This is a genomic window from Bradyrhizobium sp. 137, from assembly GCF_023074095.1.
Lineage (GTDB): Bacteria > Pseudomonadota > Alphaproteobacteria > Rhizobiales > Xanthobacteraceae > Bradyrhizobium.
This window is the reverse complement of record NZ_JADPKU010000003.1, coordinates 26861-50419: the sequence shown is the minus strand read 5'-3', so window position 1 is coordinate 50419 and position 23559 is coordinate 26861. Positions and strand designations below refer to the sequence as shown.

Annotated in this window: 22 protein-coding genes and 1 pseudogene; 17 read left to right on the top strand and 6 right to left on the bottom strand. The window is 64.8% G+C overall.

Going from position 1 to position 23559, the window contains the following annotated elements:
- The first annotated feature begins 4 nt into the window (after positions 1–4).
- Together IVA78_RS00595 and IVA78_RS00590 are read left to right on the top strand one after the other, a co-directional pair.
- Positions 5–931 carry an N-carbamoyl-D-amino-acid hydrolase gene (locus IVA78_RS00595; protein ID WP_247281371.1) on the top strand — a complete coding sequence of 309 codons (927 nt, stop codon included), beginning with the start codon at positions 5–7 and terminating at the stop codon, positions 929–931.
- A gap of 19 nt (positions 932–950) precedes the next feature.
- Positions 951–1595, top strand: coding sequence for a flavin reductase family protein (locus IVA78_RS00590; protein ID WP_247281372.1), 645 nt, complete (start codon positions 951–953; stop codon positions 1593–1595).
- A 16-nt stretch (positions 1596–1611) separates the two neighbouring features.
- Here IVA78_RS00590 and IVA78_RS00585 read toward each other — a convergent pair whose 3' ends face one another.
- A complete protein-coding gene (locus tag IVA78_RS00585) occupies positions 1612–2274 on the bottom strand; it encodes an aspartate/glutamate racemase family protein (protein WP_247281373.1) in 663 nt (220 codons plus the stop codon).
- Between the two features lie 168 nt (positions 2275–2442).
- Here IVA78_RS00585 and hydA (IVA78_RS00580) point away from each other — a divergent pair, with 168 nt between their 5' ends.
- The 9 genes and pseudogenes from hydA (IVA78_RS00580) to IVA78_RS00540 all read left to right on the top strand — a co-directional run.
- Positions 2443–3912, top strand: coding sequence for a dihydropyrimidinase (hydA, locus tag IVA78_RS00580; protein WP_247415289.1), 1470 nt, complete (start codon positions 2443–2445; stop codon positions 3910–3912).
- A gap of 12 nt (positions 3913–3924) precedes the next feature.
- Positions 3925–4917, top strand: coding sequence for an NAD(P)-dependent oxidoreductase (locus tag IVA78_RS00575; protein WP_247281375.1), 993 nt, complete (start codon positions 3925–3927; stop codon positions 4915–4917).
- Between the two features lies 1 nt (position 4918).
- Positions 4919–5680, top strand: a complete 762-nt coding sequence (locus IVA78_RS00570) for an SDR family oxidoreductase (RefSeq protein ID WP_346015532.1) — start codon at positions 4919–4921, stop codon at positions 5678–5680.
- Positions 5677–7113 (top strand): NAD(P)/FAD-dependent oxidoreductase, encoded by a 1437-nt coding sequence (locus tag IVA78_RS00565; protein WP_247281377.1) that lies wholly within the window; start codon positions 5677–5679, stop codon positions 7111–7113. Before IVA78_RS00570 ends, IVA78_RS00565 begins: the two co-directional genes overlap by 4 nt.
- A 115-nt stretch (positions 7114–7228) precedes the next feature.
- The gene (locus IVA78_RS00560) at positions 7229–8848 is read left to right on the top strand and encodes an ABC transporter substrate-binding protein (protein ID WP_247281378.1); all 1620 of its coding nucleotides are present in this window, start codon (positions 7229–7231) and stop codon (positions 8846–8848) included.
- A 28-nt stretch (positions 8849–8876) separates the two neighbouring features.
- Positions 8877–9908: an ABC transporter permease gene (locus tag IVA78_RS00555; protein WP_247281379.1), complete on the top strand. Its 1032-nt coding sequence runs from the start codon at positions 8877–8879 to the stop codon at positions 9906–9908.
- The gene (locus IVA78_RS00550; protein ID WP_247463675.1) at positions 9905–10765 is read left to right on the top strand and encodes an ABC transporter permease; all 861 of its coding nucleotides are present in this window, start codon (positions 9905–9907) and stop codon (positions 10763–10765) included. The genes IVA78_RS00555 and IVA78_RS00550 overlap by 4 nt, the downstream gene beginning before the upstream one ends.
- The gene (locus tag IVA78_RS00545) at positions 10762–12423 is read left to right on the top strand and encodes an ABC transporter ATP-binding protein (RefSeq protein WP_247281381.1); all 1662 of its coding nucleotides are present in this window, start codon (positions 10762–10764) and stop codon (positions 12421–12423) included. The genes IVA78_RS00550 and IVA78_RS00545 overlap by 4 nt, the downstream gene beginning before the upstream one ends.
- Before the next feature lie 215 nt (positions 12424–12638).
- A pseudogene (locus tag IVA78_RS00540) lies at positions 12639–12731 on the top strand (ABC transporter permease); the annotation flags it as partial.
- 95 nt (positions 12732–12826) lie between these two features.
- Here IVA78_RS00540 and IVA78_RS00535 read toward each other — a convergent pair.
- Together IVA78_RS00535 and IVA78_RS00530 are read right to left on the bottom strand one after the other, a co-directional pair.
- Positions 12827–13576, bottom strand: coding sequence for an aspartate/glutamate racemase family protein (locus tag IVA78_RS00535; protein ID WP_247281382.1), 750 nt, complete (start codon positions 13574–13576; stop codon positions 12827–12829).
- A gap of 2 nt (positions 13577–13578) precedes the next feature.
- Entirely contained in the window at positions 13579–14289 is a 711-nt protein-coding gene (locus tag IVA78_RS00530; protein ID WP_247281383.1) for a GntR family transcriptional regulator, read from the bottom strand.
- A gap of 198 nt (positions 14290–14487) precedes the next feature.
- On the opposite strand from IVA78_RS00530, the gene IVA78_RS00525 reads away from it, so the two are divergent.
- From IVA78_RS00525 to hydA (IVA78_RS00505), 5 genes are read left to right on the top strand one after another with little or no spacing between them, the layout of a single operon-like run.
- Positions 14488–15492 (top strand): ABC transporter substrate-binding protein, encoded by a 1005-nt coding sequence (locus IVA78_RS00525; RefSeq protein ID WP_247415283.1) that lies wholly within the window; start codon positions 14488–14490, stop codon positions 15490–15492.
- Positions 15476–16327: an ABC transporter permease gene (locus IVA78_RS00520; protein WP_247281385.1), complete on the top strand. Its 852-nt coding sequence runs from the start codon at positions 15476–15478 to the stop codon at positions 16325–16327. The genes IVA78_RS00525 and IVA78_RS00520 overlap by 17 nt, the downstream gene beginning before the upstream one ends.
- Positions 16327–17103: an ABC transporter ATP-binding protein gene (locus IVA78_RS00515; protein ID WP_247463672.1), complete on the top strand. Its 777-nt coding sequence runs from the start codon at positions 16327–16329 to the stop codon at positions 17101–17103. The genes IVA78_RS00520 and IVA78_RS00515 overlap by 1 nt, the downstream gene beginning before the upstream one ends.
- 9 nt (positions 17104–17112) lie before the next feature.
- Positions 17113–17844 (top strand): aspartate/glutamate racemase family protein, encoded by a 732-nt coding sequence (locus tag IVA78_RS00510; protein ID WP_247281387.1) that lies wholly within the window; start codon positions 17113–17115, stop codon positions 17842–17844.
- Positions 17845–17855: 11 nt separating this feature from the next.
- A complete protein-coding gene (gene hydA, locus IVA78_RS00505; RefSeq protein WP_247281388.1) occupies positions 17856–19265 on the top strand; it encodes a dihydropyrimidinase in 1410 nt (469 codons plus the stop codon).
- 42 nt (positions 19266–19307) lie between these two features.
- Here the strand turns inward: hydA (IVA78_RS00505) and IVA78_RS00500 are convergent, their stop codons facing one another.
- The 3 genes from IVA78_RS00500 to IVA78_RS00490 form a co-directional block, all read right to left on the bottom strand.
- On the bottom strand, positions 19308–19760 hold the full coding sequence (locus tag IVA78_RS00500) for an acetamidase/formamidase family protein (protein ID WP_247281389.1): 453 nt from the start codon (positions 19758–19760) through the stop codon (positions 19308–19310).
- Positions 19761–19922: 162 nt separating this feature from the next.
- A complete protein-coding gene (locus IVA78_RS00495) occupies positions 19923–21341 on the bottom strand; it encodes a cytosine permease (protein ID WP_247281390.1) in 1419 nt (472 codons plus the stop codon).
- A gap of 289 nt (positions 21342–21630) precedes the next feature.
- Positions 21631–22125, bottom strand: a complete 495-nt coding sequence (locus IVA78_RS00490; protein ID WP_247281391.1) for a MarR family transcriptional regulator — start codon at positions 22123–22125, stop codon at positions 21631–21633.
- Positions 22126–22281: 156 nt separating this feature from the next.
- Here IVA78_RS00490 and IVA78_RS00485 point away from each other — a divergent pair, with 156 nt between their 5' ends.
- The gene (locus IVA78_RS00485) at positions 22282–23559 is read left to right on the top strand and encodes an amidohydrolase/deacetylase family metallohydrolase (protein WP_247463670.1); all 1278 of its coding nucleotides are present in this window, start codon (positions 22282–22284) and stop codon (positions 23557–23559) included.

Below are 23559 nucleotides of genomic sequence, written 5' to 3'. Positions count from 1 at the left end.
AACCATGCGCATGATCAACGTCGCCGCAGCTCAGATGGGTCCGATCCAGCGCGCTGACGGGCGCGATGTCGTCGTCAAGCGAATGATCGCGCTGATGGATGAGGCCAAGTCAAAGGGTGCTGATCTGATCGTCTATCCCGAACTCGCGCTGACCACGTTCTTCCCGCGCTGGTACCTGGAAAACCGCGCCGATGCCAATGGTTGGTTCGAGCAAGAGATGCCCAATGACGCTGTGCGGCCGCTGTTCGAGCGCGCGGCTCGCCACGAGATGGCGATGAGCTTTGGCTATGCCGAGCTGACGCCTGACGGACATCACTTCAACACTGCCATCCTGACCGACCGCAGCGGCAACATCGTCGGAAAATACCGCAAGATCCATTTGCCCGGGCATGCCGAGTTCGATCCGGAGCGCACGCATCAGCATCTTGAGAAGCGCTATTTCGAGCCGGGCGATCTCGGCTTCCCGGTCTGGCGCAATCTCGGCGGCATCATGGGCATGGCGGTCTGTAACGACCGCCGTTGGCCGGAAACCTATCGCGTGATGGGCTTGCAGGGCGTCGAGATGGTGCTGATCGGGTACAACACGCCGTCGGTCAACGCGCAGAAGGGCGACGAAGGGCCAGAGAAGCGGTTGTTCCATAACCGCCTGTCGGTGCAGGCCGGCGCCTATCAGAACTCCTGCTGGGTGATCGCGGTCGCCAAGGCCGGCAATGAGGACGGCCATCCCCTGATCGGCGGCAGCATCATCGTTAATCCCGACGGCGAGATTGTCGCCGAGGCCGGGACGGAGGACGACGAGCTTCTGATTCATCCCTGCGATCTCGATGCCACCGCATTCGGCAAGCAAACGATCTTCAATTTCGCCGCGCACCGCCGCACCGAGCATTACGGCCTGATCACTGGCCGCACCGGCGCGGTGCCGCCGCCATGAACTGCGGAGGACGCGCCCGATGATCGGCCTGTCGTTTCGCGACCTTGCGCCCCGCGACCGCTACAAGCTCTTGTGCGGTGTGGTGGTGCCGCGTCCGATCGCTTTTGTCACCACGGTAGACGACAACGGCGCGCTGAATGCGGCGCCGTTCAGCTTCTTCAACGTGTTCTCCGAGAACCCGCCGCTGATCGTGCTCGGCCTGCAGCATCATCCCGATGGCCGGTTCAAGGACACCACCCGCAACATCCACCGTACCGGCGAATTCGTCGTGCATATGGTGGACGAGACGCTGGCGAAAGCGATGAACGACTGCGCGGTGGATTTTCCCTCCGGCGAGAGCGAGGTCGCCGCCGTGGGCCTGGCGACGGAGGCGAGTGCCGAGGTCAAGGTCCCGCGGCTGGCTGCGGCGCCCTTCGCGCTGGAATGCCGGCGGCAGGTCTCGCTCGCGTTTGGCCCGGGGCGCGAGCTGCTGGTTGGCGAGGTCTTGCATCTGCATGCGCGCGAAGGGCTGCTCGATCCGGCGCGGATGTATGTCGACATGGCAACCTATCAGCCGATCGGCCGCCTGTTCGGCAATCTCTATTCGACCCAGCGCGACATGTTCGCGATGGACCGCGAGAGCTATGACGATTGGCAGGCGAGGCGGGCGCGTGAGGCACGCTAGCCCGTCAATCAGTGCCTCAGTGCGCGCCGAATTGCACGGCGCCGAGCGCCATGGTGACGGCGGCCTGGGTCGGATCGATCACGGGAATGCCGAGCGCCTCCTCAAGCGGCTTCCGGTGGCGCGCCATGCCGGCACAGCCCATCACGATGGCGCCGGCGCCGTCCTCCTCTTTCAGGGCGCGGCCGACCGCGATCATCTTGGCGAGCGTGCCTTCGCCCGATGCGGTTTCCGCCACGCTCATGTCGAGCGGGCGCTCGCCGGCCAGCCGCTCCAACAGGCCCATCTGACGCAGATAACGCATATGCCGGCGGATCGAGCGCTGCGCGATCGCGATCACGCCAAAGGTCTCGGCGCGGGTCAGCGCGGTCAGCACGCCGCATTCGGCAATGCCCAGCACCGGCCGCGTGGTGGCCTCGCGGCAGACATGCAGGCCGGGGTCGCTGTAGCAGGCGATCACGAAGGCCGCCGACTCCTTGTCGCCGGCGAGGGTCCGCCGCAGCGGCATCACCACGCTTTCGGCGTCGGCCTGGCTCTCGATGCCGTAGGGTCCTTCGACCAAGGTCTCGCACACGATCTCCGGACCGTCGGCAAAGGCCAGCGGCTTCAGCGCTTCGGCAAGGCCGGCCGTGACCACGCGGTTGGAATTCGGGTTGATGACCATGATGCGCGGTCGGGGCATGGGAGGTTCCTGCTTGGGCAGTGTTGACGGTGCGAAGCTTGACGATGCGAAACAAAGGCAATCACTATGCCATGGACAGCATGAAGCGGTCATGCGCAGGGCGCAAGGGCGCGCCGCAAAGCTGCGCAACGCCAATGGACTTCGAGAGTTACGCAAGGAGACACCGTTATGACCGAACCCGCCTATGACCTGATCATCCGCGGCGGGCGCGTCGCCACGACCACCGACGTGTTCGAGGCCGACGTGGCAATCACAGGTGAAGCCATTGCTGCGATCGGGCGCGGGCTCGGCCCGGCCAAGCGCGAGATCGACGCGCGCGGCAGGCTGGTGCTGCCGGGCGGTGTCGACAGCCATTGTCACATCGAGCAATTGTCTGCCGCCGGCATCATGAATGCCGACACCTTCGAGAGTGCCACGACGTCGGCGGCCTTCGGCGGCACCACCTCGGTCATTTCCTTTGCCGCGCAGCATGTCGGCATGCAGCTGCCGCAGGTGCTGGAGGATTATCATGCGCTGGCGCGCAAGGGCGCGGTAATCGACTACGCCTTCCATATGATTATCGCCGACCCGACGAAAGAGACGCTGGAGCGCGATCTGCCGACGCTGATTCGTCAGGGTCACGGCTCGATCAAGATTTTCATGACCTATGACCGGCTGAAGATCGACGACGAGCCGCTGCTCGACATTCTCGTTGCAGCGCGCGAGGGCGGCGCGATGCTGTGTGCGCACGCGGAAAATCACGGCATCATCTCCTGGATGGTGAAGCGGCTGCTCGCGCGCGGCTACACTCATCCGAAATATCACGCGATCAGCCATGCGCGCTTTTCGGAAGCAGAGGCGTTCAACCGCCTGATCGGCATGGCGGCCCTGGTCGACCAGCCGATCATGATCTTCCACGTCTCGACCGCCGAGGGCGCGCAGACGATCCGCGATGCCCGCGGACAGGGGTTGAAAGTGTTTGCCGAGACCTGCCCGCAATATCTGTTCCTCACCGCCGACGATCTCGACAAGCCGGGCGCGGAAGGCGCCAAATGGATGTGCAGCCCGCCACCGCGCCGCAAGGACGACCAGGAGGCGCTGTGGAAGGCGTTATCGCTCGGCGATCTGCAGACCATCTCCTCCGATCATGCGCCGTATCGGTTCGACGAGACCGGCAAGCTTCGCGCCGGGCCGAACCCGAACTTCAAGCAGGTGGCCAACGGCCTGCCGGGCCTCGAGATGCGGCTGCCGCTGCTGTTCGATGCGATGGTCTCCAAGGGACGGCTTGGCCTCGAGAAATTCGTCGAGCTGACTGCGACCGCGCCGGCCAAGATCTACAATCTGCATCCGCGCAAGGGCTCGATCGCCGTCGGCGCTGACGCCGATATCGCGATCTGGGATCCCGATCGCCGCGTGACCGTCACCGACACGATGATGCACGATCTGGCCGGCTACACCCCGTTCGCCGGCCGTTCGCTGCAGGGCTGGCCGGTGACGGTGCTCTCCCGCGGCCGCGTCATTGTCGAAAGCGGAAGGCTGAACGCCTCGCCGGGCTCCGGCCGCTTCCTGGCCCGCAGCGGCGGCGAGGCCGCGAAACCGACTGGTCGATTGGTCTCGGACATGAACCCGGAGCAGAATTTTGGCGCCAAGCTATTGTGAGCGGACCGCGAGATGAGCGTCGTGATCTTCGGTGGCGCAGGCTTTGTCGGGCTCAATATCGCGGAGCTGCTGCTTGCCCGCGGCCATGCGGTCACACTGTTCGATCAGGCCGAGTTGCCGGTGGAGGCGCGCTGCGCCTTTGCGCCCTACGGTGAACGCTTGCGGGTGCTGCGAGGGGACGTGACCGAACGCAGCGCGGTTGAGGCCGCAGTCGGACCGGGATGCAATGCCGTGGTGCTTGGCGCCGCGATCACGGCAGGCGCGGCGCGCGATGCCGCCGAGCCGGAGCGCATCCTGGCGGTCAATCTGCTGGCGCAGGTGTCGATCCTGACCGCTGCGCGCAAGGCAAAGGTGCAGCGTGTGATCAACCTGTCGTCCGCTGCAAGCTATGGCGCGAGCGGCCGGCATTATCCCCTGCTCGAAGAGACGACGCCCTGCGATCCGCAATCGCTGTATGCGATCACGAAATTCGGCTCTGAGCGTGTGGTGGCGCGGCTCTCCGACCTCTGGCAGGCCGATGTGATCAGCGTCCGGCTCTCGGGCGTTTTTGGCCCGTACGAGCGTGCAGGCGGTGTCCGCGACACGCCGTCGCCGCAGGCGCTGATTGTGGATTGCGTGCGGCGGGGCGCGCCGGCGTTGCTCAGCGAACCCGGTGCACGGGACTGGGTCTATGCCGCCGACGTCGCCGCCGCTGTCGCCGTGCTGCTCGATGCCGCCCGGCCCCGCCACATGCTTTACAATATCTCGAGCGGTGTGACGTTCACCGCCGAGGCCTGGGGCAAGGCTTTTGCTGATAAAGCTCTTGCCGACCCGGACAGCGGTTTCGTTTGCCGCGTGGCTGTCTCCGGCGAGACACCAACCGTGACGGTGCACGGCCCGACCCGGGCGCCGCTGTCGGTACAGCGCATGGCCGACGAATTCGGATGGCGCGCCAAATTTGGCTGTGAGGAGTCAGCGGAGCATATGCGGCGCTGGTTGCATGATCATGATCGAGGCGGCGCCTGAGATGAAGCTGGCGGGCAGGATGGCGATCATCACAGGCGGCGGCTCCGGGATCGGCCGGGCCAGCGCCGTTCTGTTCGCCCGCGAAGGCGCCTTCGTCGCGCTGGTCGATCGCGATGCTGACAGCGCAGCCGAAACACTGGCGATGCTTCGCGAACAGGGTGGCAGCGGCAGCGTCCATGTTGGCGATGTCGGCGACGCCGATTTTGCAAGGGCCACCGTCGAAAGTGTCGCAACAGGCGGCGGCAGGCTGGACGTGCTGATGACGTCTGCCGGCTTCTCCTGCGGTGGTACCGTGATCACGACCGCACCGGCGGATTGGGACGCGGTATTCCGTGCCAATGTCGGCGGCACCTGGTTGTGGGCGCGCGCGGTGGTGCCGATCATGCAGCGGCAAGGCAAGGGCGCCATCATCACGCTGGCGTCGCAGCTGGCAATCGCTGGCGGCAAGGGCAACAGCGCCTATATTGCGGCCAAGGGCGCCATCGTCAGCCTGACCCGCACCATGGCCATCGATTTCGCGACCGATGGCATCCGTGTCAACGCGTTGGCGCCCGGTGCGATCGACACGCCGCTGCTGCGCCGCAGTTTTGCGCGCCATGTCGATCCCGAGTCGGTGCGCGAGGCCTCGCGGCAGCGTCATGCCATGAAGCGATTCGGCCGCGCCGAGGAGGTGGCGGCGGCGGCGCTCTATCTCGCCAGTGACGATTCCTCCTTCGTCACCGGCACGGTGCTTCCAGTCGATGGCGGGTGGCTTGCGGCATGAGTGATGGCCTTGCAGCACTTGCAGTTCAGGTCCGCGCCGATCTTGCCAAGACGGCGCATCCGGGCATGCCCTGGCTGACGCCGATGACGGCTCCCGATGGCAGCCGCGCTCTGGACGTGCTCATTGTTGGGGCTGGTCAATCCGGACTTGCGACGGCTTTCGGCCTGCAGCGCTCGCAGGTCACCAACATCCTCGTGCTCGACAAGGCGGATGAGGGTTGCGAAGGCCCATGGCTGACCTATGCGCGGATGCCGACCCTGCGCAGTCCGAAGGACTACACCGGCCCTGATCTCGACCTGCCGAGCCTGACCTATCAGGCCTGGCACGAGGCCAAATTCGGAATGGAGAGCTGGCGCGATCTTGGTCTGATCCCGCGCGAATATTGGGCGGCCTATCTGTCGTGGTATCGGAAGGTGCTCGGTTTACCGGTGCACAATGGCTGCGAGGTGACCGATATCGCACCCGATGCTAACGGCCTACTGAGGGTAACAGTGAGGACTGCTCATAGCGAGGAGGTGCTTTACGCCCGCAAGATCGTGCTCGCGACGGGACAGGAAGGTATGGGCGATTGGAGCATTCCCGAACCATTGCGCCATCTGCCGGCGTCGCGATGCGTTACTTGCGCGGCGCCGACAGATTTTACCGCGCTACGCGACAAGCGCGTCGCGGTGATTGGCGCGGGCGCCTCGGCCTTCGATAACGCAGCGATGGCACTGGAGGCAGGTGCGGGCGCCGTGCATTTGCTGTGCCGGCGCGCTGCGATCCAGCTGGTGCAGCCCTATCGATGGCTGACCTTCCGCGGCTTCCTCAGGCATTTCTCCGAGCTCGACGATTCCTGGCGCTGGCGCTTCATGCGCGCGGTGCTCGAGCTGCGCGAGGGATTTCCGCAAGCCACCTATGATCGCTGCGCCCGGCACGCGACGTTCCATCTGCACGAGGGCGCACCTGTCGAGGGAGCGCGGGAGACTGTTGACAGCGTGCTGCTGCGCACGCCACGTGGCGAGATCGCGGTCGATTTCATCATCTGCGCCACCGGCGTCATGATGGACTTTGCCGGTCGCCCCGAGCTGAAGCGATGCGCCGATAACATCGCGCGCTGGGCCGACTGCTACACGCCGCCGGCGCAGGAACAGAGCCCGCGCCTTGGCGCCTTTCCTTATTTGTCGGACGACTATGCCTTCTGCGAGCGCGCGGTTGGACGAACACCGTGGATCTCCGGCATTCACCTGTTCGCCATCGCCTCGACCATGAGCTTTGGTCCGTCCGGCTCTTCGATCAATGCGATGACGACGGCGGTGCCGAAGCTGGTCCACGGCCTCACGCGCGACCTGTTCCGCGCCGATATCGACAAGCACTGGGCGGCATTCCAGGCCTATGATGTCCCTCAAGCTATGATCCGGCGCACCCCCGCGGCGGCGGAGGGGAGCGCGTGATGCCGGCGAGCGTGTATGCATTCCACTGCGACGAAGAAGCATGCCGAACTGCCGGTTTCTGGCACATGATTTGCTGCCATTTCGGGCGTGCGCGGCCTAACAAAGGACAGAGGCGATGTACCCCGTGATTTCCAGGCATCTGATTTCGGCGTCCGCCGTTCTTCTTTCGGCGACATTGATTGCGCCCGCGGCCCGTGCGCAGAGCCGCGCTGAGACCTTGCGCTACGTGACGGCGGCAACGGTCAACACGCTCGATCCCAACATTCCCGGCTCGACCCGCGAAGCCTTCGCGCTCAGCATGAGCAGCTATGACCGGCTGGTGTCGTTCGGCCGCAAACAGCTCAACGGCAAATGGGTGTTCGATCTCGATACCATCAATGGCGAGCTCGCGGAGTCCTTCAGCGTCAGCCCCGATGGCCTGAAGCTCACCTTCAAGCTTCGTCCCGACGCCAAGTTCCACGATGGCTCGCCGGTTACTGCAGAAGACGTGAAGTGGTCGCTCGACCGCTGCGTCACCGCGCCGGTACTCGGCAAGGCGCAATTGCTGACAGGATCGTTGACCAGCGCCGACCAGTTCAAGGTGATCGATCCACTGACCCTTGAAGTGACATTGCCGCGGCCCGACAAGCTGGCGCTGCCGAACCTTGCGACCGTCTATCCCATCATCATCAATTCCAAGCTTGCCAAATCGCATGCGACGCCTGAGGATCCTTGGGCGCTGAGCTGGCTGAAGGAGAACGAGGCGGGCAGCGGCGCCTATATCGTCGAAACCTTCAAGCCGGGCGAGCAGGCGATCGCCAAGCGCAACGAGGCCTGGAATCGCGGCTCGCCGGACAAGCCGGCGTTCTTCAAGCGGCTGATCATCCAGTCGGTACCGGAGCCGGCGACGCGCGCCAATCTGGTCGAGCGCGGCGACGCGGACCTCGTGATCGATCTGCAGGCCAGCGACGTCCAGGCGCTGGAGGCCAAAGGCAAGCTGAAGGTGATTTCGACGCCGCAATACAATGCGGTGACCTTCATCTCGATGAACAACAAGATCCCGCCGTTCGACAACGTCAACGTCCGCCGGGCTGTCGCCGCGGCGCTACCCTATGATGACATGTTCAAGGCGGCGCTGTTCGGCCGCGGCGCGCCGCTGTTCGGTGCCAGCTGGGCCGACGGGAGGCCGCCGAGCGGCGGCTATCCGATCCCGCAACCGGTCAAGCTCGATCTGGAGAAGGCGCGGGCCTATCTGAAGGAGGCTGGCGTGCCCGAAGGTTTCGCCACGACCTTCAGCTTCAACGTCGGTCAGGCCGCGACTGCCGAACCGATGGCCGCCCTGGTCAAGGAATCGCTGGAGAAGATCGGCATCAAGGTCGACATCCAGAAGCTGCCGGATGCGCAGATGTCGACCTCGATCAACGAGAAGAAGCTGCCCTTCTTCACCGAGGGCATCGTCGCCTGGCTGCCGTCGACCGATTATTTCTACCGCAACTTCTACACCGGCAATCAGCGCTGGAACTATTCGTCCACTGACAATGCCGAGTTGGAGGAGATCGCGCAGGCAGCGCGCTTCGAGCCGGACAAGGCGAAGTACGAGGCGGAGGGCAAGGAGCTCAACGCCATCCATTTCGAGCAGATGTTCCAGGTCCCGCTCTGGCAACCGGCGCAGGACGCGGTCATGGCCGCCAATCTCGACGGCTATGTCTATCAATTCACCCGCCAGGTGGATTATCGTAACCTGAGCCGCAAATAGCAGCGGAGCCGGGAGCGCGGCGAAGAGCATGGGCACCATCGGTGCGACTTTGATCCGGACCGGGCGGCGGTTTCTCTCGTCGCTGCCGGCGCTGTTCGGCGTGCTGGTCTTCACTTTCCTCTTGATGCGGGTGCTGCCAGGCGATCCCGCCGTGTTCTTTGCCTCCGGTCCCAGTGCCGGCAACGAGGAGATCGAAGTCGTCCGCAGGCAGCTCGGGCTCGACAGGTCGCTGCCGGAGCAACTCGGCATCTATCTCTACGATGTCGGCCGCGGCAATCTTGGCCGTTCCATGATGACGGGGCAGCCGGTTGCCAAGGACCTGCGGCAGCGGCTGCCGGCCTCGCTCGAGCTGACGCTAACCGCGCTCGTGATCGCGCTGATCGCGGCGGTGCCGCTCGGCGTGCTGGCCGCGCTGCGGCCGAACTCGCTGATCGATCACGGCGTACGGCTGTTCTGCTCGCTCGGCGTCTGCGTGCCGACCTTCGTCTCCGGACTGCTGCTGATCTACGTGTTCTACTATCTGCTGGGTCTTGCCCCCGATCCGACCGGACGGATCGACGTCTTCGCCTCGGTGCCGCCGGCGCGCACCGGCTTCCTGATGGTGGATTTCCTGCTCGCGGGTGACGTCGAGGGGTGGTGGGCCGCGGCGCGTCAGTTGATGCTGCCTGCCTTCACGATGGCGCTGTTCGTGATCGCGCCGCTCGCCCGCATCACCCGTGCCTCGATGCTGGTGTCGCTCGGAAGCGATTTCGTGCGTACCGCGCGCTCGATCGGCCTGTCGCGCTGGCAGATCGTGGTGACCTATGCGCTGCGGAATGCAATCCTGCCCGTGATCACCATCGCCGGCATCGTGTTCTCGACCATGCTCGGTGCCAACGTGCTGGTCGAGAAAGTGTTCTCCTGGCCGGGCGTTGCGTCCTACGCGCTCGATGCGCTGCTGGTCTCCGACTATGCGCCGGTGCAGGGCTTCGTGCTGCTGATGGCCAGCATCTTCGTCGCGGTCAATCTCCTGGTCGATGTGCTCTACGGCATCGCCGATCCCAGGGCGACGGTCGTATGAGCCTGACAGCAACATGGTCGGGGCTGCGTCACACCGTGTGGGTGCTGCGCGGTAACCTCGTTACCGCGATTGCCGCCGCGGCGGCGATATTGCTGGCGCTGGTCGCAATCTTCGGCCCCATGCTGGTGCCTTATGATCCCGTCGCTTCGGACGTGCCGCGTGCGCTGCAGCCGCCGAGCGCACTCCACTGGGCCGGCACCGACCAGCTCGGCCGCGATGTCTTCAGCCGATTGATCGTCGCCACGCGGCTCGATCTCGCCATCGCCGTGACGGCCGTCAGCGTGTCCTTCGTGATCGGCACGGTGATCGGCTCGCTCTGCGGCTATGTCGGCGGCAAGCTCGATCGCGCGGTCGGCCGGTTCGTCGACGTGCTGATGGCCTTTCCGCTCTTCGTGCTCGCCATGGCCATGGTCGCAGCGCTCGGCAACCGGGTCGAGAATATCGTCAACGCGACCGCGATCATCAATCTGCCGTTCTACATCCGCTTCGCGCGCGCGGAGGTCAACATCCGCCGCAATCTCGGTTGGGTGGAGGCGGCGCGCGCCTGCGGCGATGGGCATGTCTCCGTCGTGCTGCGCTTCCTGCTACCCAACGTGCTGCCGGCGATGGCGGTGCAGATGTCGCTCAATCTCGGCTGGGCGATCCTGAATGCCGCGGGCCTCTCCTTCATCGGCCTGGGCGTCAAGCCGCCGACGCCGGAATGGGGCATCATGGTCGCCGAGGGCGCGCGCTTCATCTCGACGGGCAGGTGGTGGTTGGTGTCGTTTCCGGGGCTGGCCCTGATGCTGGCCGTGCTCTGCTTCAACCTGCTCGGCGACGGGTTGCGCGATATCCTCGATCCGCGCATGCGCACATGATGTCGCCACTGCTCGAAATCGACAATCTCGGCGTGACGTTCTCGACGCGGCGCGGGCTCGTCGAGGCGCTGCGGGGAGTCTCGCTGTCGCTCCAGCCGGGTGAAATGCTGGGCCTCGTCGGCGAGAGCGGGTCCGGCAAATCAGTCACCGGCTTCGCGGTCACGGGCCTGCTCGACAAAGCGGGTCGCATCACCGCCGGTCGTGTCAAGTTCAGGGGCCAGGACATTACGCGCGCATCGGGGGCGGAGCTGCGCAACCTGCACGGCGCCAACATGGCGATGATCTTCCAGAATCCGCGCGCCGCGCTCAATCCGATCCGCACCGTCGGTGCCCAGATCGCCGACGCCGTCCTTTCGCATCGGCGGCTCTCGAAGCAGGAGGCGCGGGCCGAGGCGCTGAAGTTGCTGCGCGCGGTGCAGATCCGCGATCCCGACCGGCGGCTGGATGCCTATCCGCACGAGCTCTCCGGCGGTATGTGCCAGCGCGTGATGATCGCGATCGCGATCTCCTGCAACCCATCACTTCTGATTGCCGACGAGCCGACCACCGGCCTCGATGTGACGACACAAAAGGTGGTGATGGACCTCCTGGCGCGCATCGTCGCCGAACGGGGCATGACGACAATCCTCATCACCCACGACCTTGGTCTTGCGGCACATTATTGTCGGCGCGTGGTGGTGATGGAGCAGGGGCGGCTCGTGGAAGAAGGCGCGCCGCAGACATTGTTTCGGGCGCCGCAGCACGCCTATACCAAGCGACTGGTGGCATCGTCGCCGACCGCGACATCGCGTGTCGGCGACCTCGTGCCGGCCGACGAAGCTCTGCCGGTTGTCGAGGTGAAGGACCGGCCGACGCCCGCGCCGGGCACGCCGCCGCTGCTCGACGTCCAGCACGTCGTCAAGCGTTTTGACGATGGCGCCGCTGCGGTAGCGGATTTCTCGATGACCGTGGCGGCGGGCGAGAGCGTCGGCCTGGTCGGGGAGTCCGGCTCCGGCAAGAGCACCACCGCCCGCATGATCTGCCGGCTGATCGATCCGAGCGCAGGCGATATCCTGTTCGACGGCTATTCGATCGCAAAGCTGCCGGCGCGTGATTTTCATCGCTCGCCGCTACGCAAGGAAATCCAGATCGTCTTTCAGGATCCGCACGAGAGCCTCAATCCGCGCTTTACCGCGTTCGACTGCATTGCTCATCCGCTGCTGAGGCTCACCGGCCTGCGCCCCGGCGACGCGCTGCGGTCCCGGGTCGAGGAGTGCGCCGACCGCGTCGGCCTGCCGCGTGAGTTGTTGTCCCGCTTCCCGCATCAATTGTCGGGTGGCCAGAAGGCGCGCATCGGCATCGCCCGCGCCATTGCGTGTCGGCCGCGTTTGCTGGTGCTCGACGAGCCCACTGCGGCGCTCGATGTCTCGGTGCAGGCCGTAGTGCTGCAGCTGCTCGACCGGCTTCGGCGCGAGGACAATCTCGCCTTCCTGTTCGTCAGTCACGACCTCAACGTGGTACGCATGATGTGCAGCCGGACCATCGTGCTGCGCGCCGGTGGCATCGTCGAGCAGGGCGAGAGCCTCGCTCTGTTTGCCAATCCGCAGACGGATTACACGCGCGAGCTGGTCGAAGCTATCCCACACATTGGGTCGCCTGCTTCGCTTCTGCCCGCCTGATTTCCACTTCCAATTCATGGCTATATCGCCCGACAAGAGCCAGGCAGCGGATGCTTGATGGTGTAGGAGCGAGGAACTTTTTCGAAAGGCGGGCTCAGACTAGAATAATTCGCAAAAACGAAAGTCCGGAGAATCTTCTCTTCATTGCGATCGGTTCATAAGTCCTGCCGCCTTCCTGAGCCGCGTGCCGCCATGAAGTGCAGAGAGCTGAGCCATTAGGCCTGTTCCTGCTCTGCACCGTGCCGTTCTGGACCTCGAACATCATCAGGATGATTTCCTGGATTCCGCTGCTCGGCAAGGAAGGATTGAACATCGCGCCGCCGGGCTGCGAATCCCGCTTGTTTGCCTTCGGCCGTATCCTCGAGAACGAATTGGGGTTTTCGTATCGCCGGCCGAAGCTCCCCTAGCGGTCGCGATGCTCGAGCCGGGCGGCGAGCGCGTCGGCAAGGCCGATGGTCGGCTTGGCGGCGGGGCGGCGATACGTTCCCGCCGTTGCCTTGCGCAGGCGCAGCGCATGCAGCGCCTCGGCTTGTTTCACGGAGGCGATGACCTGATCGACCACCGGGACCGGAATCCGCTCGGCGACGCGCTCGGCAAGGCCCGAGAGCGGGGCGCCGGCGAAGATCAGCACATCGGCCTCGTCCTCGATGATGGCGCGCTGGGCGAGCTCGACCAGCACGTCTTCCTTCTCGGTGCCGACCTCGCAGATCGCCTGAAACGGCGCATCGAGCATGCGGATGCCGGCGCACCGCTGCCACAGCCCGTGGGCGCGGACGCATTCCTCGTACCAAGGGCCCAGGGCCTGGGCGAAGGTGACGATGGCAAAGCGGCGTCCGGCCATACAGGCGGTCAGCATGGCGGCTTCCGCCATGCCGATCACGGGGATGTCGAAGGTCTCGCGCGCCGCGAACAGGCCGGGATCGCCGAATGCCGCGATGATTGCGGCATCCACCTTCATGTGCTGCTCTGCCAGCATCTCCAGCGCAATGGCGCCGCCGATCTGCGCTTCGGTACGCGTGGCGATATAGGGCACCCCGCGGGTCGCGGTGCAGGGGATCAGCTCGGTGCCGGAGGAAGCGGCGCGCTGCCCGACTCCCAACATCAACTGAGTGACCTCGGTGCTGGTGTTCGGGTTGAGCAGCAGCAGCTTCATGATTATGCCGCCGTCCGTTTGGCCTGAGAGGCGGCGAGGACTTCGAGCAGCGCCGTGCCGGTGCGCGCGACGTGGGCGCCGAGCAGGCGGCCGGCCGCTTCGCTGTCGCGTGCCTCCAGCGCGGCCAGGATGTCCGCGTGCTCGTCGACCGAATTGCTCCAGCGCCTGTTCGCGCCGAGCGCGAGATAGCGCGCGCGCTCGGCGCGGGAGATCAGCGTCTCGTGGGCTTCGCGCAGCGGTGTGTTGCGGGCCATGCGGACGATGGTGTTGTGAATCTCGCCGTTGATGGTGAAATAATCGTCGAGCTTGCCGTTGCGGTGATGACCCTCCATGCGGGTCTGAAGCGTGCGCAGGCGGGCGAGGTCGCGCTCGGTGGCGCGCTCCGCGGCGAGCTCGGCGGCGAGCCGCTCGATGCCGGCGAGGGCCTCGAACAATTCCGAGATGCCGTCCACCGCGATATCGGCAATGCGCGGGCTGCGATTGGGACGAAGCTCGATCAAGCCTTCAGCCGCCAGCACCTTCATCGCCTCGCGCAAGGGGGTGCGCGACACGCCGAGCTCCTTCGACAGCTTCGTCTCCTGGGTTTGCGAACCCGGTGGCAGCTCGCCGCGAATGATCATCGCCCGCATCCGCGCCGCGGCACGCTCGTGCAGGCCCGTCCGCTTGAGTTTGGGCGACTTTCGTCCCTTTGGCGCTTCCGATTTTGGCTGCACGCGTGCCTCACTTCTCACGTTGATCTTAGCCGTTTCCGGCCCTTTGGCCTGCTCAAAATATCGACGCATCTCGCTGAAAACAATGGCATAGCGCGCAAATTGTATGCAGCATGCAGAAACTGGATTGCATTGTGGCTAAGGGCGGCGGATGATCGTTTCTGACGCGCGAGATCCCGCGCATTCGAAACGGAGCAGGTGATGCGGACGAGTTTGCGACTGGGCCTCGTGGTGATGGCGGCAATGCTTGGCGGAAGCGATCTCGCCTCCGCGCAAGCCGCGAAGATCAAGCTCGGCTACGCCAAATGCGCGCACTGCCTGCCGATGTCGCTGATCCCGGGGATGGCGAAGGGCGTCGAGGTCGAGGCCACCGGCTTCAACTCCGGCAATGACGTGCTCACCGCCCTGGTCTCGAAGAGCATCGACGTCGCGCAGGTGACCTATCTCCATTACATCACAGCGCTCGACAAAGGTTTCGACGTCGTCGCCGTCTCAGGCCAGATCAATGGCGGCTCGGAATGCCTCTCCTCCGTGAAACTGAACCTTCCCCCTGAGGACTGGGCGACGTTCAAGACGACCGTTGCGAAGGCGAAGGGCGACGGTCAGCCGCTCAAGATCGCGGCGTCCCGCGGTAATGCCCAGGACATCCACATGCGCGGCGCATTCCTCAAGCAGGGCGTCGATCCCAACAAGGACATCCAGTTCATCAACATCCCCAATCCGTCAGATCATCTCGCCGCGCTCCAGCGCGGCGAGGTCGACATGATCTGCTCGGTCGAGCCGTTCGCCTCACAGATCCGGCTCGCCGGCGCCGGCAAGCATTTTGTGCTGCCGTATGAGCAGGCTGCGGGAAATCTCACGAATCTGATCGTCACGCGTTCGGATGTGATCGCGAGTCAGCGCGCCGGCGTCCAGGGCGTCGTCGGCGCCGTGGTCGAGCTCGACAACAAGCTGATCGCCGACAAGGCGCCATGGGTCGAGGCCATCAACAAGCTCACCGGCCTCGACAAGACTGTCGCGACTGAGGCGCTGAAGAATGCCTCGCCCGATCCCGCGATCCATCGCTCGCAAACGCTGGCGATTGCCGCGATGATGCGTGACCTCAAATACATTTCGAAGGACGTTTCCGCGGACGCGGAGAAGAACATGGACTATTCGTTCCTGGAGCAGGCCACCGGAAAAGCCAAGAATGACCTCGGTTACTGACGTCTCGCCGGTCAGGCCGGCGTTTCGGCTGACGCGGGCATTCCAGGGGCTCGAACGCCTCGTTGTGCCTGCGCTGCTGATCGCGGGCTGGGAGGCCTTTGCCCGCAGCGGCATGCTTCCGCCCGCGCTGCTGCCGGCGCCCAGCGCGGTGCTGCATGCGCTCGGCGATTGGGTGTTCGGCTTCGACGAGACCACGCAGACCTATTCCGGGCACTGGCTGCGCGACGCGCTTGCCAGCGCGCTTCGCGTGTTCGGCGGCTTTGCGCTGGCGAGCCTCCTCGGCATCCTCGCGGGCGTCGCGATCGGCTGGTCGCGCTTGTTCGAGAAGACGCTGGAGCCGACGCTGCAGATGCTCCGCCCGATCCCGCCGGTGTCCTGGATCCCGCTGGCCATCATCTGGTTCGGCATCGCCGACAAGCCCGCGATCTTCCTGGTCTTCCTCGGCGCCTTCTTCCCGGTGCTGATGAACAGCATCCATGGCGTGAAGACCGTGGATCACAATCTGGTCCGCGCCGGTGCGATGATGGGCGCCAATGGCCGGCAGATGCTGACCGACATCGTGCTGCCGGCGGCGCTGCCCTCGATCTTCGCAGGGCTACGTATCGCGGTCGGCTCGGCCTGGATGCTGACGGTCACGGCCGAGATGGTCGCGGTCAAGAGCGGCCTCGGCTACGTGCTCTGGGATTCCTACTACTTCCTGCGCTACGACATCGTGCTGGCTGCGATGATCTCGATCGGGCTGCTCGGCTATCTCTCCGACCTCGGGCTCAAGGCGATCATGGCGCGCACGCTGCGCTGGCAGCAGACGACCACCGTGCAGGGCAGGGCGCGCTGATGGCGGCAATCGAGCTTCGCAACATCGTCAAGGTGTTCTCGGACAAGCGGCGCGGTCGCGACCTGCTGACGCTGGACAACATCAATCTCGACATCGGGGCCAACGACTTCGTCTGCTTGCTCGGCCCTTCCGGCTGCGGCAAGTCGACCCTCCTCAACATCATCGCCGGATTCGAGCAGGCGACCTCCGGCCGCACGCTGGTCGACGGCAAGCAGGTGGAGCGCCCGGGCTCGGACCGCGGTGTCGTGTTCCAGCAGCCGACGCTGATGCCGTGGCTGACGGCGATCGACAACGTCGCCTTCCACCTCAAGCTGAAGGGCGTCGCCAAGACCGAGCGCCACGACCACGCCATGGAGTTCATCGATCTCGTCGGCCTGCGCGGCTTCGAGCATCATCATCCCTCCGAAATGTCGGGCGGCATGAACCAGCGGGTCGGCATCGCCCGCGCGCTGCTGATGAACCCGAGCGTGATCCTGATGGACGAGCCGTTCGCTGCGCTGGATGCCCAGACCAAGCTCGAAATGCAGGAGGAGCTGGTCGCGATCTGGCAGAAGCGCCGCTGCACCATCGTGTTCGTCACCCACAGCGTCGACGAGGCCCTGGTGCTCGGCAACAAGATCGTGGTGATGACCAGGCGGCCGGGCCGGATCCGCGAGGCCGTCAATTTCGATCTGCCGCGACCGCGTGACATCACCAGCCCCGAATTCAACGACGCCAAGCGCCACATCCTGGCTTTGATCCGGGAGGAGTCGACGCGGCTTGCGCAGGCGTCGTAAGGTATCGCCATGCGCAAGCGTCTCGGCATGATCACGCCGTCCTCCAACTCGGTGCTCGAGCCCGTCACCAGCGCCATGCTGCATGGCGTGGCTGATGTCACCGCACATTTCTCGCGCTTTCGCGTCACCGAGATTGCGCTCGACGCCGCTGCGCTGAGCCAGTTCGATGCCTCGGTGATGCTGCCGGCCGCGGACCTGCTGGCCGATGCCAAGGTCGACGCGATTGCCTGGAATGGCACTTCCGCAAGCTGGCTCGGCGTCGGCCGCGACCGGAGCCTGTGCGAGGCGATTACGGCTCGCACAGGCAAGCCGGCGACGACGTCGACGCTCGCCTGCATCGATGCCGCCCGCGCGCTCGGCGCCAAGCGCGTCGGCCTGGTCTCGCCATATACGGACGATGTGCAGCGGCGCATCGCCGACGTCTGGGCCGAGGAGGGGATCATCCCGCACGCCGAGCGGCACCTCGGCCTGCGCGACAATTTCTCCTTTGGCGAGGTCGCGCCGGCGACCATTGCGGACGTGATTCGCGCCGTGGCGGCGGAGGGGGCAGATGCGATCGTCATCCTCTGCACCAATCTCGATGGTGCGGCGCTTGCGGCCTCGCTCGAACGGGAATTGGATGTCGCTGTTCTCGACTCGGTCGCGGTCACGTTGTGGCGGACTCTCGGCCTCGCCGGCGGCGACATCAGGGCCCTTGCGGGGTGGGGCCGCATATTCCAGACATCAGCGGTCATCAAGTGACGGAGGCGCAAGTGATGCAGTTCGATCTCGCCATTCGCGGCGGCACCATCGTGACCGCCAGCGACGAGTTTCGCGCCGATATCGGCATTCGCGACGGCCGCATCGTCAGCATTGCCGATCGCATCGAGGGTGCCGCGCGCGAGATCGACGCGACGGGCCTGTTGGCACTGCCGGGCGGCATCGACAGCCACGTCCACATCTCGCAAGCCTCTGGCCCGGACGTGGTGATGGCCGACGACTTCGCCTCAGCGACGCGCGCGGCGGCTGCCGGCGGCAACACCATGGTGCTGCCCTTCGCGCTACAGGAGAAGGGCACCTCGCTGCGCACCTGCGTCGAGAACTACCGCAAGCTCGCCGAAGGCGAATGCTATATCGACACCGCGTTCCATCTCATCATCTCCGATCCGACCGCGGTGGTGCTCGGGCAGGAGCTGCCGGCCCTGGTCAAGGACGGCTACACCTCCTTCAAGGTGTTCATGACCTATGACGACCTCGTACTCAGCGACAAGCAGCTGCTCGAGGTCTTCGAGGTCGCCCGCCGCGAGCAGGCGCTAGTGATGGTCCATTGCGAGGGCTATGACGCCATCCGTTTCCTCACCAATAAGCTCGAGCGCGAGGGCCACATTGCCCCTTACTATCACGGCGCCTCGCGGCCTCAGGCCGTCGAGCGCGAGGCGACGCATCGCGCCATCAGCCATGCCGAGGTGATCGGCGTTCCCATCATGATCGTGCACGTCTCCGGCCGCGAGGCGATGGAGCAGGTGCGCTGGGCACAGCAGCGCGGATTGCCGGTGCATGCGGAGACCTGCCCGCAATACATCACGCTGACGGCTGATGACATGAAGGGCCTCAACATGGACATTACGGGCGCGAAATATGTCTGCTCGCCGCCGCCACGCGATGTCGAAAGCCAGCAGGCGATCTGGGAGGGCATCACATCAGGCGTGTTCCAGACCTTCTCGTCCGATCATTGCCCGTTCCGCTACGACGATCCCAAGGGCAAGCTGACGCCGAACGCTCGTACCTCGTTCCGCTGGGTCCCGAACGGCATTCCCGGCGTCGAGACCCGGCTGCCGATCCTGTTCTCGGAAGGTGTTTCGAAGGGCCGCATCACCTTGCAAAAATTCGTCGAGCTGACCGCAACCAACCACGCCCGCATCTACGGCCTCTATCCGCGCAAAGGCTCGATCGGCGTCGGCTTCGATGCCGATATCGTGCTGTGGGACCCCAAGCTCAAGAAGAAGATTCAGCAGGCCGATCTTCACCACGGCTCGGACTATACGCCCTGGGAAGGCTTTGATGTCACCGGTTGGCCCGTCACCACCATTGCCCGCGGCCGGATCGTGTACGACCAGGGCGAGATCGTCGGCGACAAAGGCTCGGGTGAGGTGCTGAGCCGCGGCAAGTCGAGCCTGATCTGACCAGGCGCGCTCTCGCGGCGCCTGGTCGAGCGAAGGACGCGGTCAGGGCATGCGGGATTTTGCCAGGACGCAGTGGCCGCCCTTGTTGCCGTCGACCATCTGCGTAACTCTGAGATCGGCGGCGATCGAACACAGCGTATAGGCGTCCTGCGCGCTGAGGCCGCTCCTCTCGCGGATCAGCGCGATCATGTCGCGCAGCGCCGCCTTGGCCGCATCCTCGAGGTCTTCATTGAACCCCATCGCGATCCAGTCGACTGCGGTTTCCGCGCGCGGGGAGGCGAGGCGAAGATCGCGCCGGACGTGGAATTCGACGGTGCCGGTGAGCGCGGCCTTGATCGCCGTCAGGCAGACCTCGCAATCGCCCTGGAGCGCATGGCCGTCGCTGGCGGAGAACAGCGCGCCCAGCACGAAGACGGGAAAGTAAAGCGTGCTGCCAGCGCCGAGCTCCTTGTTGTCCATGTTGCCGCCGAATGCCCGCGGCTCCTTCGAGGACATCCGGCCTCAGCCCGGCGGCGAGGCGACGCCGAAATTGCCGTGGATAGCGGCAGCTCCTCTCCCCAGGGTTACGCGCGCGGTCGTCCGTCCCAGAGCCCCCACTGGATGTTTCCGGGAATGGATCGCAGAACGTAGTCCATGAATCGACCGTCACTGCCGCTGCTATCTGCCTGCGCCGCTCGCAACGATGGAGGAGGGTGAGGTCGAGAGCTTGCCGAGCCCGAGATAGACGAAGCCCGAGACCCCGATGCCGAATAGCCAGCTCAGGTCGGCACCGCCGAGCAGGTTGATCGAGATTGGCCCCTGCAGCGCGCCGACGAGGCCGTCTTCAACCAGCCATCCGGCAACGAGGCCCGCAAGGAAGGCGATCATGCCGGCCCAGTTGATGTCGCCATAGGCGCTGGTCTCCGGCGAGCGATAGAGCTCGGCGATGTCGATCTTGCCCTTCCGCTTGATGAAGAAGTCGGCCAGCACCACCCCGGCCCACGGGCTCATCCATAAGAGCAGGCTGATCATCCAGTTGTCGAACGCTTTTGCGAAAGACGGCGCGAAGATGAAATACAGCGTAACCAGATAGCCGGCGATGCCGACGATGACGGTAAGCCAGAAGCGCGAGAACTTCAGCCCCGCGCTCAGCGCTGCCAATGTCGCCGAATAGACGTTGAGGATATTGGTGGCGATCGGGCCGTGCAGCACCATCAGCAGGACGAGGATGCTGACGGGCCCGCCGAACACCGCGCTGACCATTTTTGCAGGATCGGTGTCCAGCGTCGTCGAGGCGATGGTCGCGCCGAGGATGCCGAGCCAGACCGTCGGCACGAACATGCCGACATAGCTGTACCAGAACACGGCCTTCGACGACGTGCTGCGCGGCACGAAGCGCGAATAGTCGGAGGCCCAGGTCACCCAGGAAATGCCCCAGCCGACCCCGATCGCGGTCGTCAGCAGCGTCAGCATCGCCAGATGTGCACCCGGAGGCAGCGAGGTCGTCAAGTTCCAGTTGACGACACCCGGGCGCGTCCATGCCAACACGCTCATCAGCACCATGATGGCGATGGTCGGCGGTACCGTGTACTTTTCGAAGGTGCGTATCGCGTAGAAGCCGTAGATTCCGATCAGGACCTGCGCGGCCATGACCAGCGTGATGACGACGATCTCGACCGCCCAGGTGTCGGGAATGCCGAACTGCCCGAGGATGCCCATCGACACCTTCACCGGGAAATAGGTGTTTACCCCGATCCAGCCCAGCGTCATCAGGAACATCAGGATGCTCGGCAGATAGGCGGCGCGGACCCCGAACGCGGACCGGCTCAGCACCATCTGATTGACGCCGGTCTTGTGCCCCATCACCGTGAAGGTCGCGAAGATCGCGCAGCCGACGATGTTGCCGAGCACGATGACCGCGATCGTCTCCATCAGGCCAAGCTTGAGGATGATGCCGAGCGCGCCGAGCGCCCAGTTCACCGGCGCGATGTTGGCGCCGGCCCAGATCCACATCTGCTGCGGCCCGGTTGAGTCCCGGTCCGCATCGGGAATTGGCTCGATGCTGTGAAGATCAGCGCGAAGTTCGGAATCCGTCATGACATCCCCCAATACGAAGCACGCTTCGCATCCTCGCAGCATAAATCGTGCCATCGGTTGTGGCCGGCCGGAGCAGGGCCTGCATCGATGCCGGATGGAGCCTCGCTTGCGTCGGATTGCTGTTGGATTCTCAAGCGCGCCTCGACCTCACGTGTAAGTTGGCCGCCGGAACTACGAGGTGGCGATCCTCTGCGCGAGCCAGTGGGCGAGAGGCAAGGGACGTTGCATGGCTGAGCAGCGGGTACGATGATAAATTGAGCAGCCCAACTCAAAAGCGCAGCAACTGCGTCTAATCGAATAAGGCAGTGGCACTGTCGCGACTGGGGTGGCCGGCCACGATGCGCTGCATCATTTCGATGAACTGCGCCTGTTCCCGATCGCTGAGATCCCCCAGCGTTGCCCGATGCGCTCGTCGCGCCGCGCCCTCGATCTTGACCAGTAAGGCTGCGCCGGCCGGCGTCAATCGGCACAGGCGCGCCCGTCGATCGTCCTTGTTGACCGCGCGCTCGATCAGGTTTCGTGCCGCGAGACGTTTCAATGCGCCGGTCGTGGTGGTGCGGTCGAGGGCTATATCGGCCGCCAAAGTGGTCTGATCGGCGATTTCACGCACCGCCAATGCCGTGAGAAGGCTGTATTGCAGCGGCGTGACCTCGAACGCGCCGCAGGCCTCCTGAAACAGTGCTACGTGAATCTGGTGCAGCCGGCGGATCAGATATCCGGGTCGTTGCGACAAGGGCCAAGGGCGGTGCCTGCTCCCGCCGCGACGTGTCTTCGCCTGCCGCAATGCACGCTCTCCCAATCCAAATCCCTGCCGCGCTTAGCTCGATTCGAACCCGCTCGCCACCTCCGGATCATGGCACGGAGTTTGCTTCATCCAAAATGCGAAGCATGCTTCGTAATTGGGCGATGCTGTCGCTCGTTCAAGGAGAGGAGAGCGCCCATGTCCGTTACTGCCAGCTTCGACCTTCTGCTGCGAGGCGGTCGCGTGATCTGTCCGGCTTCCGGCGTTGATGGCATCAAGGACCTCGCTATCCGCAACGGCAGGATTGCAGCCGTCGCGTCCGACATTCTGCCGACCAGCGCCAAGGAGGTCGTCGACGTCGGCGGCAAGCTGGTGCTACCCGGGCTGATCGACACCCACGCCCATGTCTATCAATATGTCTCCGGCCGCTTCGGCATGAATCCCGACATGGTCGGCGTGCAGTCGGGCGTGACGACGCTGGTCGACCAGGGCGGCCCGTCCTGCATGACGCTGCCCGGTTTTCGTCACTTCATCGCGGAGCCCGCGGCCTCACGAGTTTATGCCTTTCTGTCCGCCTACCTCGTCGGCGGCCTCGAAGGGCACTTCTATCCGCAGCTCTACAGTCCCGATGGCGTCGACATTGACGCCGCGGTCAAGGCGGCGACGGCCAATCTCGACATTGTACGCGGCATTAAGGCGCATGCCGAGATCGGCGGTTTCGCGCGCTGGGGCATTCGCGTCATCGAGATGGCGGCGGAGATCGGCAGGCGCGCGGATCTTCCGGTCTACGTGCATTTCGGCCAGCTCTGGGGCCTGCCCGAAAGCGGCGCCAATGGCGAGGATGCCGACACGATTCTTGCGCGCGTGATCCCGCTCTTGCGTGAAGGCGATGTTCTCGCTCATCCGTTCACGCGTCATCCCGGCGGCTTCGTCAACCGCGAGGGTGAGGTGCATCCGGTGATTCAGGCCGCGCTCGACCGCGGCCTGAAGGTCGATGTCGGTCACGGTAGCCACTTCTCTTACCGGCTCGCCAAGAAGGCGATTGCCGCCGGCATCATTCCGACCACGCTCGGCGCCGATATTCACGGCTACAACACGCATGTGCCCGCGCCGGCCGGAACGCCCGACCAGCACGAGGACGAGGAGAACCATCCGTTCGCAGGACAGGCCAAGTTCAGTCTGGTGCAGGCAATGAGCTCGATGATGGCGCTCGGTCTGTCGCTGGAGCAGGTAGTGCCAATGGTCACCTCCAATCCCGCAAAGATGCTTGGCCGCAGCGAGGAGATCGGCGCGCTCAAGGTCGGCATGGGTGCCGACATCTCCGTGCTCACGGAGAAGAACGGCCGGTTCGTCCTGAAGGACAACGAGAAGAACGAGATCATCGCCGACCGCCTGCTGCAGCCGGCCTTCTGCCTGCGCGCCGGCACGCGCTTCGACGCGGTCGCACCGATCCTGCCGCAGGCCGTCGCGGCATAA

What these genes read in the sequence shown, in the direction of transcription:
- IVA78_RS00595 (WP_247281371.1), top strand. Translation starts at nt 5, where the DNA reads ATGCGCATGATCAACGTCGCCGCAGCTCAGATGGGTCCGATCCAGCGC.
- IVA78_RS00590 (WP_247281372.1), top strand. Translation starts at nt 951, where the DNA reads ATGATCGGCCTGTCGTTTCGCGACCTTGCGCCCCGCGACCGCTACAAG.
- IVA78_RS00585 (WP_247281373.1), bottom strand. Translation starts at nt 2,274, where the DNA reads ATGCCCCGACCGCGCATCATGGTCATCAACCCGAATTCCAACCGCGTG.
- hydA (WP_247415289.1), top strand. Translation starts at nt 2,443, where the DNA reads ATGACCGAACCCGCCTATGACCTGATCATCCGCGGCGGGCGCGTCGCC.
- IVA78_RS00575 (WP_247281375.1), top strand. Translation starts at nt 3,925, where the DNA reads ATGAGCGTCGTGATCTTCGGTGGCGCAGGCTTTGTCGGGCTCAATATC.
- IVA78_RS00570 (WP_346015532.1), top strand. Translation starts at nt 4,919, where the DNA reads ATGAAGCTGGCGGGCAGGATGGCGATCATCACAGGCGGCGGCTCCGGG.
- IVA78_RS00565 (WP_247281377.1), top strand. Translation starts at nt 5,677, where the DNA reads ATGAGTGATGGCCTTGCAGCACTTGCAGTTCAGGTCCGCGCCGATCTT.
- IVA78_RS00560 (WP_247281378.1), top strand. Translation starts at nt 7,229, where the DNA reads ATGTACCCCGTGATTTCCAGGCATCTGATTTCGGCGTCCGCCGTTCTT.
- IVA78_RS00555 (WP_247281379.1), top strand. Translation starts at nt 8,877, where the DNA reads ATGGGCACCATCGGTGCGACTTTGATCCGGACCGGGCGGCGGTTTCTC.
- IVA78_RS00550 (WP_247463675.1), top strand. Translation starts at nt 9,905, where the DNA reads ATGAGCCTGACAGCAACATGGTCGGGGCTGCGTCACACCGTGTGGGTG.
- IVA78_RS00545 (WP_247281381.1), top strand. Translation starts at nt 10,762, where the DNA reads ATGATGTCGCCACTGCTCGAAATCGACAATCTCGGCGTGACGTTCTCG.
- IVA78_RS00535 (WP_247281382.1), bottom strand. Translation starts at nt 13,576, where the DNA reads ATGAAGCTGCTGCTGCTCAACCCGAACACCAGCACCGAGGTCACTCAG.
- IVA78_RS00525 (WP_247415283.1), top strand. Translation starts at nt 14,488, where the DNA reads ATGCGGACGAGTTTGCGACTGGGCCTCGTGGTGATGGCGGCAATGCTT.
- IVA78_RS00520 (WP_247281385.1), top strand. Translation starts at nt 15,476, where the DNA reads ATGACCTCGGTTACTGACGTCTCGCCGGTCAGGCCGGCGTTTCGGCTG.
- IVA78_RS00515 (WP_247463672.1), top strand. Translation starts at nt 16,327, where the DNA reads ATGGCGGCAATCGAGCTTCGCAACATCGTCAAGGTGTTCTCGGACAAG.
- IVA78_RS00510 (WP_247281387.1), top strand. Translation starts at nt 17,113, where the DNA reads ATGCGCAAGCGTCTCGGCATGATCACGCCGTCCTCCAACTCGGTGCTC.
- IVA78_RS00500 (WP_247281389.1), bottom strand. Translation starts at nt 19,760, where the DNA reads ATGTCCTCGAAGGAGCCGCGGGCATTCGGCGGCAACATGGACAACAAG.
- IVA78_RS00495 (WP_247281390.1), bottom strand. Translation starts at nt 21,341, where the DNA reads ATGACGGATTCCGAACTTCGCGCTGATCTTCACAGCATCGAGCCAATT.
- IVA78_RS00485 (WP_247463670.1), top strand. Translation starts at nt 22,282, where the DNA reads ATGTCCGTTACTGCCAGCTTCGACCTTCTGCTGCGAGGCGGTCGCGTG.